This window comes from Pseudomonas sp. VEM90 (genome assembly GCF_054611535.1).
On sequence record NZ_JBTRAR010000011.1, the window covers coordinates 99,530 to 113,545 of the forward strand.

The 14,016-nt window shown below is 61.3% G+C and carries 9 protein-coding genes; 7 read left to right on the top strand and 2 right to left on the bottom strand.

The genetic code is table 11. From position 1 onward, the window contains the following. Nucleotides 1-14 precede the first annotated feature (14 nt). Nucleotides 15-1,361 (top strand): glucarate dehydratase, encoded by a 1,347-nt coding sequence (gudD, locus tag ACYCCG_RS12825; RefSeq protein ID WP_459670639.1) that lies wholly within the window; start codon nt 15-17, stop codon nt 1,359-1,361. Nucleotides 1,362-2,221: 860 nt separating this feature from the next. Then, nucleotides 2,222-3,613 (top strand): GABA permease, encoded by a 1,392-nt coding sequence (gene gabP, locus ACYCCG_RS12830; protein ID WP_209963304.1) that lies wholly within the window; start codon nt 2,222-2,224, stop codon nt 3,611-3,613. A gap of 198 nt (nt 3,614-3,811) precedes the next feature. Here the strand turns inward: gabP and ACYCCG_RS12835 are convergent, their stop codons facing one another. Then, nucleotides 3,812-4,681 carry a LysR family transcriptional regulator gene (locus ACYCCG_RS12835; RefSeq protein ID WP_209963308.1) on the bottom strand — a complete coding sequence of 290 codons (870 nt, stop codon included), beginning with the start codon at nt 4,679-4,681 and terminating at the stop codon, nt 3,812-3,814. Between the two features lie 239 nt (nt 4,682-4,920). On the opposite strand from ACYCCG_RS12835, the gene ACYCCG_RS12840 reads away from it, so the two are divergent. From ACYCCG_RS12840 to ACYCCG_RS12850, 3 genes are all read left to right on the top strand, one after another. Next, nucleotides 4,921-6,462, top strand: coding sequence for an MFS transporter (locus ACYCCG_RS12840; RefSeq protein ID WP_209963311.1), 1,542 nt, complete (start codon nt 4,921-4,923; stop codon nt 6,460-6,462). Nucleotides 6,463-6,651: 189 nt separating this feature from the next. Then, nucleotides 6,652-7,137 (top strand): hypothetical protein, encoded by a 486-nt coding sequence (locus tag ACYCCG_RS12845; RefSeq protein ID WP_209963314.1) that lies wholly within the window; start codon nt 6,652-6,654, stop codon nt 7,135-7,137. Nucleotides 7,138-7,275: 138 nt separating this feature from the next. Continuing rightward, complete coding sequence (locus tag ACYCCG_RS12850) at nt 7,276-9,669, top strand: TonB-dependent siderophore receptor (RefSeq protein ID WP_459670643.1); 2,394 nt, start codon at nt 7,276-7,278, stop codon at nt 9,667-9,669. A gap of 128 nt (nt 9,670-9,797) precedes the next feature. Here ACYCCG_RS12850 and ACYCCG_RS12855 read toward each other — a convergent pair whose 3' ends face one another. After that, nucleotides 9,798-10,445, bottom strand: a complete 648-nt coding sequence (locus ACYCCG_RS12855) for a TetR/AcrR family transcriptional regulator (RefSeq protein WP_129932622.1) — start codon at nt 10,443-10,445, stop codon at nt 9,798-9,800. A 123-nt stretch (nt 10,446-10,568) separates the two neighbouring features. Between ACYCCG_RS12855 and ACYCCG_RS12860 the strand changes: the two genes are divergently transcribed. Continuing rightward, a complete protein-coding gene (locus tag ACYCCG_RS12860) occupies nt 10,569-12,605 on the top strand; it encodes an oxidoreductase (RefSeq protein ID WP_459670645.1) in 2,037 nt (678 codons plus the stop codon). A 101-nt stretch (nt 12,606-12,706) separates the two neighbouring features. After that, nucleotides 12,707-14,014, top strand: coding sequence for a M24 family metallopeptidase (locus ACYCCG_RS12865; RefSeq protein WP_014592431.1), 1,308 nt, complete (start codon nt 12,707-12,709; stop codon nt 14,012-14,014). Nucleotides 14,015-14,016 lie beyond the last annotated feature (2 nt).

Here is a 14,016-nt window from a genome sequence, read left to right on the forward strand (position 1 = left end):
GCGAGACAACCCTCATGAATATGCAGACCCTTCACACCAGCACCCCGGTGGTCACCGACCTGCGCGTGGTCCCCGTGGCCGGCCATGACAGCATGCTGCTCAACCTCAGTGGCGCCCATGGCCCGTACTTCACCCGCAACGTGGTGGTGCTGCGCGACAGCGCCGGCAATACCGGCCTGGGCGAAGTGCCCGGCGGCGAGAACATTCGCCAGACCCTGGAGGACGCCCGCAGCCTGGTGGTCGGCCAGCCGATCGGCCATTACCAGCGTGTGCTCAATGCCATGCGCCAGACCTTCGCCAACCGCGACTCGGCAGGCCGTGGCCTGCAGACCTTCGACCTGCGCATCACCGTGCATGCGGTGACGGCCATCGAGTCGGCGTTGCTCGACCTGTTTGGCCAGCACCTGAACGTGCCGATGGCGGCACTGCTGGGCGAGGGGCAGCAACGGGATGCGGTGAAGATGCTCGGCTACCTGTTCTACATCGGCGACCGCCAGCAGACTGACCTGGCTTATCGCAACGAAGCCGACAGCGATGACGACTGGTTCCGCCTGCGCCACGAAAAGGCCCTGACCCCGGAAGCAGTGGTGCGGCTGGCCGAGGCCGCCAAGGCGCGCTATGGCTTCAGCGACTTCAAGCTCAAGGGCGGTGTGCTGCGCGGTGAAGAAGAGATGGAGGCTGTGACAGCGCTGGCCGAACGCTTCCCCGAAGCGCGCATCACGCTCGACCCCAATGGCGCGTGGTCGCTGAAGGAGGCCATCGCCCTGTGCCGCGACAAGCACGATGTACTGGCCTACGCCGAAGACCCGTGCGGTGCCGAGAACGGTTACTCGGGCCGCGAGGTGATGGCCGAGTTCCGCCGCGCCACCGGCCTGCCTACCGCGACCAACATGATTGCCACCGACTGGCGACAGATGGGCCATGCCATTCAGTTGCAGTCGGTGGACATTCCGCTGGCCGATCCGCACTTCTGGACCTTGCAGGGTTCGGTAAGAGTGGCGCAGATGTGCAATGACTGGGGCCTGACGTGGGGATCGCACTCGAACAACCACTTCGACATTTCGCTGGCGATGTTCACCCAGGTGGCGGCTGCGGCGCCGGGTGAAATCACGGCGATCGATACGCACTGGATCTGGCAGGATGGCCAGCGCCTGACCCGTGAGCCGCTGCGCATTGTCGACGGGCATGTGCGGGTGCCGGCGCGGCCGGGCCTGGGCGTGGAACTGGATGAAGACCAGCTGGCCAAGGCCCATGAGTGTTACCGCAACATGGGGCTGGGGGCGCGGGATGACAGCGTGGCGATGCAGTTCCTGATTCCGGGTTGGCGCTTCGATAACAAACGGCCTTGCCTGGTGCGTTGAGGCTGCTGGCCTCTTCGCGGGCAAGCCCGCTCCTACATCAACCGGTGGTGTTGCCACGCCGTCGTAGGAGCGGGTTCACCCGCGAAAGGGCCGGACCTGCCGGCCAATCCCCCCATTCATTCACCACCGCAGCCGCCACCGCATTCATCAATCGGCGATGTCGCCACGCACCATCGTAGGAGCGGGTTCACCCGCGAATAGGCCCGACCTGCCGGCCAATCCCCCCAGTCATTCACCGCCGCACCCGCCACCGCATTCCTCAATCGGTGGCATCGCCAGGTTCCGTTGTAGGAGCGGGTTCACCCGCGAATAGGCCCGACCTGCCGGCCAATCCCCCCAGTCATTCACCGCCGCACCCGCCACCGCATTCATCAATCGGTACCGTCGCCACCTCCCGTCGTAGGAGCGGGTTCACCCGCGAAAGGGCCGGACCTGCCGGCCAATCCCCCCAGTCATTCACCGCCGCACCCGCCACCGCATCCACCAATCGGTACCGTCGCCACGTACCGTCGTAGGAGCGGGTTCACCCGCGAAAGGGCCGGCACAGACAACACACATTCATATGAAAAACAAAAGCTCCATTTGGGCCCATGGCGCGATCGGACATGCCATTCGCGACATTTGGCGTTGATGGAAATGCCCTGTCGTGATCGAACAGTTCCGGGGCGTTCTCGTGTAATTCCCCACAGCCATGCGGGGATTAAATGAAGCCCGCCCTGCACTGACACGTTGCTCTGTGAAGCGCTCCAAAGATCAACAACAGAGCGCGAGTAATGTGTCGACTTATTGATTTCAAAGGAGATATTTTTCGCCTACGCCTGCCCGTCCTTCCTTGTGTCAGCAAAAAGAGAACAACATCAATGAACACCGTGGGATCTGATGGCAACCTTGCACAAGGTTTCAAGCCACGTCACGTAACGATGCTGTCCATCGCCGGCATCATCGGCGCCGGACTTTTCGTAGGTTCTGGCCATGCCATCGCGGCAGCCGGGCCAGCAACCATAATTTCCTATTTCGTGGCCGGAACCTTGGTGGTACTGGTCATGCGCATGCTCGGCGAAATGGCCGTGGCACACCCCGACACCGGATCGTTTTCCACCTATGCCGACCAGGCCATTGGCCGCTGGGCCGGCTATACCATCGGCTGGTTGTACTGGTGGTTCTGGGTACTGGTCATTCCTATCGAAGCATTGGCCGCCGGGCATGTGCTGAACGCCTGGTTCCCGCAGGTGGACAGCTGGATCTTCGCCCTGGCTTCGGTGTTGCTGCTGGCCGGTACCAACCTGTTCAGCGTGGCCAAGTACGGCGAGTTCGAGTTCTGGTTCGCCATCCTCAAAGTCACCGCCATTCTGGGCTTCATCGGCCTGGGCTTTGCCGCGCTGATGGGCTGGCTGCCCAACCGCGAGGTCAGTGGCCTTAGCAGCTTGGTTGCCGAGTACGGCGGCTTTGCACCGAATGGCTGGTCGGCAGTGGTGGGGGCGTTCATCACCGTGATGTTCAGCTTCATCGGCACCGAGGCGGTGACCATCGCCGCGTCCGAGTCCAGCGACCCGTCGCGCAACATTGCCAAGGCCACTCGCTCGGTGATCTGGCGTATCAGCACCTTCTACATCCTGTCGATCTTCGTGATCATTTCGGTGGTGCCGTGGAACGACCCGCAACTGGCAGTGGTGGGTTCGTACCAGCGTGCGCTGGAAATCATGAACATCCCCAACGCGGCATTCATGGTCGACCTGGTGGTTCTGGTAGCCGTTACCAGCTGCATGAACTCGTCGATCTACATCGCTTCGCGGATGATGTTCTCGCTGGCCAAGCGCGGTGACGCCCCGGCCTTCCTCAACAAGACCTCCAAGGTCGGCGTACCGCGTGCTGCAGTGTTCGGCAGCACCCTGATCGGTGCGGCCATCGCGGTCCTCAACTACTTCGCACCGAAGGGTGTGTTCGAGTTCCTGCTGGCCAGCTCCGGCGCCATCGCCCTGTTGGTGTACATGGTTATCGCCATCTCCCAGCTGCGCATGCGCCGCCGTCTGGAGCGCGAGAACACCGAACTGAAGTTCCGCATGTGGCTGTTCCCGTACCTGACCTGGGCGGTGATCATTTTCATTGCCGGGGCGCTGGCGGTGATGATGTACACGCCTGAGCATCGGGCGGAAGTGAGCTCGACATTGGGCCTGGCGATCGTGATTTCCTTCCTGGGGATCGTGACGGCGAGGGGCCATGCGCAACCGGTGGGCGCGCGATCGATGGGGTGATTCATTTCACCTGGCTGTAAGGCAAAGGGCACCCGAGGATGGGTGCCCTTTGTTTTTTTTACACTTGTCTGGCGGAAGATGCCTACGTGGTCGAATTCCTGGGCCTACCGGGGGGGCCATGTCGAAGCGGATCTGCAAGGTGTACTGATAGATATGCTCAAACAGTTCCTGCAGAAGATCAGCGTACTTGAGCGGCCATCAAGTGCCGCCCATCACGCTTTGCACATATCGCATCACAGCCGGCGCTTTCTCGAAGCGTCGGTGAACCAGGCTCAGCCACGAGCTAGCCTGGCAATCGACGACCCGCCGGTAATTCACCTGCGGCAGGTTGATGCGCTGCACCACCGATTCCGGGACTACTGCAATGCCTTGCCCAAGTGATACCAAGGTAATCACGGCCACCAGGCTGCCGGGTTGTGGGCCAAGCATCGGGACGAAGCCACCTTGCGCCGCCACTTCCAGCGTGCCGGAAATCTGCTCGGGCAGAATGAAGGTTTCATTGGCCAGGCGCGAGGCCGGGATCTGCGGCACTTCGTTGATCCGCGAGCTGGCGGGCAGGGCGAGAACGAAACCTTCCTGGTGCAAGGCGATGGCTTCCAGCTGGTCAGGAAACTCCATCGGTGAGCGCACGTAGGCAAGGTCTAGTAAGCCGTCGCGGACCATGCCGGGTAGTTCGGCCATGGGCAGTTCACGGATATTCAGGCGCACGCCAGGGCAGGTTTCGCTGTAGCGGCTGACTTGCTGCTGGAGCATGCCCGAGTAGGCGGCCGAAGCCACGTAGCCCAGTTCGATACGCCCGCTTTCGCCACGGGCTGCGCGTTGTGCACCCAGCTGTGCGGCGTCGAACTGGCGCACGGCCTGTTCGGCCTCAATCAACAGCGCCTGGCCGGCGGCGGTGAGGTTGACCTCGCGCTGGCTGCGCTCGAACAAGCGCACACCTAGCTCGCGTTCCATGTCCTGGATCTGCCGGCTGAGGGTGGGCGGGGCGATGCCCAACTGCTCGGCGGCCCGGGTGAAATGGCCGTGGCGGGCAACGCAGAGAAAATAGCGGAAATGGCGGATTTCCATCAGGTGTTACCTGCAGGGTAATGACGCGGGCCGCCGGGGCTAACAAGCCTTGGCGCAGGCGGCGGTATGGTAAGGCCAACACTACAAGGCTGTTGGCTTGGCGGCAAAGCCTGCCTGTGCAATTGCAGGGACCGCTCAACATTCGAGGGCTATGCAATATCTGGAGCGCGCAGCGGTCCCGGCGATCCTGCAGGTTAAAGGCACTTCAAACCAACCAGCTCAGCTTCTGGAGCCCCACCATGCCCTCTGCACGCTTTACCCTGCTTACCGCCTCCCTGGTCTGCGCCCTGATCATCCTCGACACCAACATTGTCGCGGTCAGCCTGCCCAGTATCGCCCGCGACCTGTCTGGCTCGTTTGCCGATATCGAATGGGTGGTCAGTGCCTACCTGCTGGCCTTCGCCGCTTGTCTGCTGCCCGCCGGCAGCCTCGCCGACCGCTTTGGCCGCCGGCGCATGCTGCTGCTCGGCCTGGCCCTGTTCGGCCTTGCCTCGCTAGCCTGCGGCGCGGCGCCCAGCCTGCTATTGCTCGACCTGGCCAGGGCCGCCAAGGGCATCGGCGCGTCCCTGTTGTTGACCTCGGCACTGGCCGCCATCGGCAACCGCTTCCACCAGCCGCAGGAACGCATGCGCGCCTGGGCCTTCTGGGGTGCCTGCATGGGCGCCACCATCACCTTTGCGCCGCTGCTCGGCGGGGTGATCGCCAGTACCCTGGGCTGGCGCTGGATCTTCTACATCAACCTGCCGTTGGTGGCGTTGCTGGCAGTGATGGTGCTGCGCAGTGTAGAGGAGTCCCGCGACAGCGCGGCGGCCCGGCTTGACCCATGGGGCAGCCTGACTTTTGCGGGTGCCCTGGGCTATCTGATCTGGGCGATGATCGATGCCAACCAGGTGGGCTGGGGCAGTGCTCAAACCCTGGGCCGGCTGCTAATCAGTGCCTTCCTGTTTGGCCTGTTTATCATGGTCGAACGCAACCAGGAACGGCCGATGATCGACCTTCAGCTGATGCGCAGCGGGCGGTTCGTGGGTGCTTTGCTGGGCATGTTCGCCTACGCCGCCTGCGCCCAGGTGATGATGACTTTGCTGCCGCTGTACCTGCAAAACGGCCTGCAACTGTCCGCATTGGCAGCCGGGGCCGGCATGCTGCCGTTTGCCGTGGCCATGTTGCTGGCACCGCGCTTGGGCATGCGCCTGGCGGCGCACTTGAGCCCGGCGCAGGTATTCGCCCTTGGCCTAGTGCTGGTGGGGGTGGGCAACCTGCTATGTGCCTGGGCCGCCGGGTTTGGCGGCTATGCAGCCTTTGCCCTGGCCAGCCTGGTGCTGGGGGCGGGTGCCGGGCTGCTAAATGGCGACACCCAGAAAAACATCATGGCTTGTGTGCCACGCCAGCGTACCGGGATGGCTTCCGGGTTGAGTACAACTACGCGCTTCGGGGCCATCGTCCTGGCTATCGGTTTACTGGGCGGCGTACTGGCCGCCCGCAGCGGGCAATTGCTTCACGAAGCCCTGGTTGCCGTAGCGCCATCGCAAGTGGGCCAAGTTGCTGCGATGGCCACGCGGGTAGCGGCGGGCGACCTGCAGGCGGCCCTGGCGCTGCTTGATCCGGGCTTGCGTGAAGCGGTGGCACCCTTGGCCCGCCAGGCGTTCATGGGTGGCTTCGAGGCCGTGTTGCAGGTTGCGGGCCTTGCAGCGCTGGTGTTCGCGGTGGTGGTTGGCGTGCTGCTGAGCCGCCCGCTGCCCGCTACGCAGGAAACGCTACTGGCTCAAAGCCAACCCCTGTAAAAGGCATGTATCCACACCGGCAAAACCGCTTTGAAACCGCACTCGGATGAGTAGGTGGCTGACCGCAGTTATTTCACCCTTGCGCGCAACTAATACAACCGGAAAATGTCATTTCACTGCGCGCCAGCAATGGCGCGTGGATGATGCTGGCGCTGGCCAGTAAAACTATACCGAGGCAAGGAGCTTCCCGTGCACAACGACGACTATTCCGACCAGCTATCAATCCCGGCGGACCAACTACCGCCAGGCGTTTTCCCGCCGATGCCGGGCTACACCATCGCCGACCTGCTTTATGTTGCCTACCAACCCACTGAAACGCTACTTGAAAAGCTCGATATCGACCCGGGCCTGATTCGCGAAACCAGCATCGCGTTTGCCAGCCATCTGTATCAGGCGCTGGAAAGAGACGATATCCAGTATCAGATCGCGACCTGGTACCAGAAGCCCTATGACCACCCTGAAATGCGTGTGCGCAGTGTGGAAATCATCGCTGAACAATTCGGGATCGTAACGGTAGAAGCTGTCGCTGACTCATTGGAGGGCTCACCGCTGCGGCAACTGGGTAAAGACTTCTATGCGGAATACATCGATCTGGCCGGTTGTGCCATCAAGAACCACATCCTGAAGTTGAACGACCCCGAGTTTGACCCGTTTGCGAGCCGCGAAAGTGAATAAGGTTTAAGTGCTGGAGGCGCCCGCGGTGTGGTGCCTCCAGCTACCCGAAAAATAAATGAGGTGTTTTCTCATTCTCGTTCGGCTTGTAGAGAAGGCCGGAATACAGGCCAGCCCGCCGACACTCTACGGAGCGAGAAAATGAGTTTGACCCCGGTTCCACAGCACCATCCATTGAGCCGTGCCGTGCGCGGCGCGTTTTTGGGTATGGTTGTCAGCAGCTACGCGCTGCCATCGCTTGCACAACCCGTAAACGCTGAGCACAACAACCAGCTGCAGCAGTGGAACATTCAGGGTGGTCCTTTGGCACCGGCGCTCGACCGCTTTGCTCGCCAGGCGGGTATCAGCCTGTCCTTCGATGCCCAAAACGCAGCTAACCGCAGCACCCAGGGCGTACAGGGCAACCTGGAAACGTCGGCAGCGTTGTCGTCGCTGTTGCAAGGCACCGAATTAAAAGTCGAGCAGCAAGGCCCCAACGCCTACCTGGTGATTCCACAACCAAAGCCTGCCGGCCCGCTGGAGCTGGGCGCGACCGAGGACTACCGCCTGGCGCCAGTCATCATCAATGCCAAGGTCAAGGCCAGCGCCGACGATGACGCCAACTCGGTGGTTGCCAAGGAGCTGTGGGTAGGTGGCAAGGTGGCGACCAGCATCCTCAACACGCCCGCGTCCGTGTCGGTGGTGACCAACAAGGAAATGCAGCAGCGCAGCGTCAGCACCACCGAAGAGGCGCTGCAGTACACCCCCGGCGTGGTCAGCGACTACTACGGTTCGGACGACCGCAACGACTACTTCCTGATCCGCGGCTTCCAGGCCACCACCTACCGAGACGGACTGACCCTCAGCTCGATGCGCGGTGTGCGCGAAGACCCTTACGCCTACGAGCGTATCGAAATTCTGCGGGGTGCCAACTCCACCCTGTTCGGCCCGGCAGACCCGGGTGGCTCGGTCAACTTCGTGACCAAGCAACCGCGCTTCGAGAAGTTTGGCCAAGGCTACGTGACCTACGGCTCCTATGACCATGCCGAAACCGGGATCGATGTAGGCGATGCGCTGAACGACGAACACACCCTGGCCGGCCGCTTCACGGCCAAGATGCAGAACAGCGACCGCGAGTACGACCACTCCCAGGACGACAACCGCTTCGTCATGGGCGGCCTGACCTGGGCGCCGACCGACTTCACCTCGGCCACGGTGGTGCTGGATTACCTGAAGACCAACAGCTCGCCGAACAGCGGTGGCTACCCGCTGGACAAGGAATACGACCGCAGCGACTTCTACGGCGAGCCCGGCTACAACTTCCACGATGTCGAGCGCACCAGCCTCAGCGGCAACATCACCCACGACTTCGACAACGGCTTCGTGCTGCGCAGCAACCTGCGCTACAGCGAGCTGACCGATGACTTTGGCTACGCTTACCTGAGCGACAATGCCTCGCGTGTTGGTACCACCATTCCACGCTACGTCTTCGGCACCGACAGCGATGCCGATCAGCTCAATGGCAACTTGATGCTGCAGTACGATGCCCAGTTCGAGCACATCGACAGCAGCACGCTGGTGGGCGTCGAGTACCTCGACTCGACGACCAAACAGAGCTCGGTCTACGGCCTGGCGCCCTCCATCGACATCGCCAACCCGGTATTTACTGGCGTGCCTGGCGGCATCACGCCCTATACCCGCAAAAAGAATGACGCCACCACCAAGGCGGTTTTCCTGCAGCAGAACCTGTCGTTCTTTGACCGCGTCATCGCGACCGCAGGCGTGCGTAACGACTCGATGGACCTGTCGAGCAAGGAATACATCGGTGGCGAGCAGACGGAAAAGGACAACTTCTCCGAAACCTCCTACCGCGCGGCACTGACCTATATCGTCAACGATGAAGTGTCTACCTACGTGAGCATGGTGGAGTCCGTCTCGCCCCCGCAAGTAGGCGTTACCCCGCAGACCGGCAAGCAATACGAAGTGGGCATCAAGTACTCGCCCATGGGCATGGACGCACTCTTCTCCGCCGCTGTTTATGACCTGACCCAGGAGAACGTCACCATTGCCGTGGTGTTGCCAAGCGGCATCATCGAGCAGCAGACGGTGGGCGAGTCACGCGTGCGTGGACTTGACCTGGAAGCCAAGGCACAAGTCACGCAGGACATCAGCGTGATTGGTGCTTACTCCTACATGGAGTCCGAGGTGCTGCGCGGGTCGCTGTATGACGGCTCTTCCTTGAAGGGCAATGAGTTCACCACGGCGCCCAAACACACCGCATCGTTGTGGAGCTACTACGACATACCTGGCACTGACGTGAGCGTCGGCCTGGGCGCGCGGTATGTGGGGGCGTACTACATGGATGCTGCCAATACCAAGAAGAGCGATGGGACCACGTTGTTCGATGCGGCGCTGAACTACAAGATCGCCAAAGGGACCGACCTGGCGCTGAATGTGAGCAACCTGTTCGATGAGCAGCATGTGGTGGGGTCGGGGACGGCGAATTACTACAACCCGGGGCGTGAGGTGACGGCGAAGTTGAGTTACAGCTGGTAAGGCGGCCAGGGGATGGCACGGGTTGCGCCCCTGTTCGTGGGTAAACCCGTGCCTACAGGTGCGCAAGATCCTGAAGCTTGCTATGAACCCCCGCATCTTCAAAGAGGCTCACTTGTGAGTCGGTGTTTTTAGACCTTCAAATCGGCCCCGCTAAAACCGTTGCGCTGATAAAAGCGCTCCAGCTCACGGGCTTCCGGCTCCCTGCCGGTGAATATCTTCAGGTACTCGGGAATGTAGCGCATGCGCTGGGCCAGGGGCTCCCGGGTTTTCATGCTGATGTAGCCGATTTGCGTCAGGTAGATGGAACGGGCGCGGGTAATCGCAGCATCGTGTTCAAAGCCGAAGCGGTCGAACATCTGCCGCAATGCCTCGACGCGTTGCGCGTCTGCCTGGCCGATTTCCTGCGCCACTTCCGGCGACTGCAGCGCCCAACTGCGCATGGCGAACTCGAATTGCGAGTCGAACAATTCGCTGTTCAGCCAGCAGTCGAAGACGTTGAGAATCGCCTCGGTGATGGACTCGGCATAGGCCTGGGATTTGGTCACCAGGTTGAAGGTGTTCTTGTTTTTCCATTGCTCGATCAAGGCCACGAGCAAGGCATCGCGGTCTTCAAAAAACCAGTAGAAGCTGGTGCGCGACAAATTCAGTTTCTTGGCCAGCGGCATCACTCGCACGGCATCCACACCTGACTCGGTCAGGCTTTCATAGGCCGCATTAAGCCAGCCTTCCAGTGAGCCTCGGCCTGCTGCTTCCGCCTTTGAGGTGGTTCCTTTCATGGGCATTTCTTCCCTTTTCAATGTGCGCTTTGTGGTAACTGTACACCATCGTCAAGAGTATTGACACCTATGTACACAGGGGCATATTGTCGGCGTGCCTGATGACCTGTTTGCGAGACCGATATGAAAAACGATCCGCTACTTCAGCCTTATCGCCTCAAGCATTTGACCCTGCGCAACCGCATCATCACCACTTCCCACGAGCCGGCCTACCCGGAAGACGGGATGCCGAAAAAGCTCTACCGGGCCTACCACGTTGAACGTGCCAAAGCCGGCGTAGCCATGACCATGACCGCAGGCTCCGCCGCAATCTCCCGTGACAGCCCACCCGTGTTCAACAACATTCTGGCCTACAAGGACGAAGTGGTCGGCTGGATGAAAGACCTCACCGACGAGTGCCACGAACATGGTGCAGCGGTGATGATCCAGCTCACTCACCTGGGCCGGCGTACCCGCTGGGACAAAGGCGACTGGCTACCGGTGGTGTCGCCCTCCCACAATCAGGAACCCGCACACCGCGCCTTCCCCAAGCAGCTTGAACAGTGGGACATCGACCGCATCATTCGCGACTATGCCGATGCCGCCGAACGCATGAAGGCCGCCGGCCTGGATGGCATCGAGCTGCAAGCCTACGGTCACTTGATGGACCAGTTCTGGTCGCCACTGACCAACGAGCTGGAAGGGCCGTACGGCGGCTCGCTGCAAAACCGCCTGCGCTTCACCTTCGATGTGCTCACGGCCATTCGCAAACGCGTGGGCCCGGAATTTATTGTCGGCATTCGCTACACCGGGGACGAAGTGCTCGCCGGTGGCCTGCAAAAAGAGGAGGGCTTGCAGATCTCTCAACTGTTGAAAGACAGTGGCATGATCGACTTCCTCAATGTGATTCGCGGCAACATCGCCACCGACGCCGGGCTGACCGACATCATCCCGATCCAGGGCATGCGCAATGCCCCGCACCTGGACTTTGCCGGCGAAATCAAGACGCTGACCGGCTTCCCAACCTTCCATGCAGCAAAAATTCCAGACGTGGCCACGGCGCGTCATGCCATTGCCTCGGGGTTGGTGGACATGGTCGGCATGACCCGCGCGCACATGACCGACCCGCACATCGTGCGCAAGATCATCGAAGGCCGTGAGGACGATATCCGCCCTTGCGTAGGCGCCAACTATTGCCTGGACCGCATCTACAACGCAGGCGCGGCCTATTGCATCCACAACGCCGCGACCGGGCGTGAAACCACCATGCCTCATGAAATACCCAAGGCTGTGCAGAAGCGCAAAGTGGTGATTGTCGGCGCCGGCCCTGGTGGCCTGGAGGCGGCACGTGTGGCAGGCGAGCGCGGCCACGAGGTGGTGGTGTACGAGCTGGCGGACAAACCCGGCGGGCAGATTCGCCTGACCGCACAGTCCGAACGGCGCAAGGAAATGATCAGCATCATCGACTGGCGCATGGCGCAATGCGAGCGCCTTGGTGTGAGGTTCCACTTCAATACCTGGGCAGACACCGCGATTGTGCTCGATGAAAACGCCGACGTGGTGATCGTGGCGACCGGGGGCATGCCGCACACCGAAGTGCTGGAGCACGGCAATCAGTTTCTGGTTTCAAGCTGGGACATCATTTCCGGCGACGTGAAGCCTGGGCGCAATGTGCTGGTGTACGACGACGCGGGCGACCACGCTGGTTTGCAAGCCGCTGAATTCGTAGCCCGCAGTGGCGCCAAGACTGAAATCATGACCCCCGACCGCTCGTTCGCGCCAGAAGTCATGGGCATGAACCTGGTTCCCTACATGCGTGCGTTACAGCAACTGGACACCACTTTTACCGTCACCTACCGGCTCAAGGCCGTGGAGAAACAAGGCGACCAATTGCTGGCCACGATCGGCACCGATTACAGCGACCTGACCAAAACGCGCCTGGTGGATCAGGTGGTGGTCAACCACGGCACCCGTCCGCTGGACGAACTGTATTTCGACCTCAAACCCCTTGCCAGCAACGAAGGTGCCTTGGAGTACATGGACCTGATTGTCGGCAAGCCGCAAACCGTTGTCAGCAACCCCGAAGGGCGCTTCCAGCTGTTCCGCATTGGTGATGCAGTGGCGTCGCGCAATACCCATGCGGCCATCTACGATGCCCTGCGGCTGGTCAAGGACCTCTAGCTGCCCTGCGCCGCCCACAACAATAAAGACAGCCGTCACCAGATTTAGAAACCTTTTAGTTACTGCCCCGAAAGTTGGTTTGACTCAGCGGAGGTTGTTACATGCAAACGGGTTCTGATTCCATTGAGCTGCTCACGGCGTTAACCGAACGCGACCTGCGCTTTCGCAGCGATGCCAAGGTCACTGAACATGCGATCGCGCCGGTCGACACGGCGTTACTCGATGCGTATGCCGCCATCGACCGCAAAGCCTTGCGCCATTACCGCCTGGAGCGCATTCGCGAGCAACTGCGCGCCCAGGATTACGCCGGCATTCTGTTGGCCGATCCGATCAATATTCGCTATGCCACCGACACCAATAACCTTGGTTTGTGGGTGATGCACTCGCCCAGCCGCTATGTGTTCGTCGCCACCGACGGCCCGGTGGTGCTGTTCGAGTTCACCAGCAGCCGGCACAACAGCGAGCACGTGGAAACCATCGATGAAATTCGCCCGGCGATTCCCTGGCTGTATTTTCTCGCCGGCCCCCGCGTGCAGGAAAAAGCCGAGCGCTGGGCACAGGAGGTGGCGGACCTGATGGCCCGCCACGGTGGCGGCAATCGCCGCCTGGCGGTCGACCGCTGCGACCCTTGGGGCGCGCAGCGCCTGACACACCAGGGCATTGAGCTGTTCGATGCGCAGCCATTGATGGAGCAGGCGCGCTTGATCAAATCGGCTGAAGAAGTGGCCAGCCACCGGGTGTCCATGGGCGTGTGCGATCTGGCCATTGCCCGGATGCGCACAAGCCTGGTGCCGGGGGTTACTGAAAACCAGCTGTGGAGCATCATGCACGGCACCAACGTCGCGCACGGCGGAGAGTGGGCCGAAAGCCGCCTGCTCAGCTCCGGGCCGCGCACCAATCCGTGGTTTCAGGACGCCACTGACAAGGTCATCAAGGCAGGTGAGATGGTCTGTTTCGACACCGACATGGTCGGGCCCGGTGGTTACCTTTCAGACATCTCGCGCAGCTTCATCTGCCCCGGCAAGGCGCCGACCATGGCCCAACGCGACTTGCTGGACATCGCCTCACAGCAGATCAACCACAACGTCGAACTGCTGCGCCCGGGCCTGTCCTTTCGCGAGTTCGCCGAACGCTGCTGGCCGGTGCCCCAGCGCTTCGAGCACAACCGCTACATGATGATGCTGCACGGTGTCGGGCTGGTGGACGAGTACCCCAGCGTCGCCTACGCCGTGGATTTCGCCGAGTGGGGGTACGACGGCCTGTTCGAGGAAAACATGGTGGTGTCGGTGGAAAGTTACATCGGTGAACAAGGCGGTGGGGAAGGGGTGAAGCTCGAAGAACAGGTGCTGATCAGCGCCAACGGGCCTATCAAACTCTCGCGCACACCCTTGGTCGACGGCGATCGATAGCT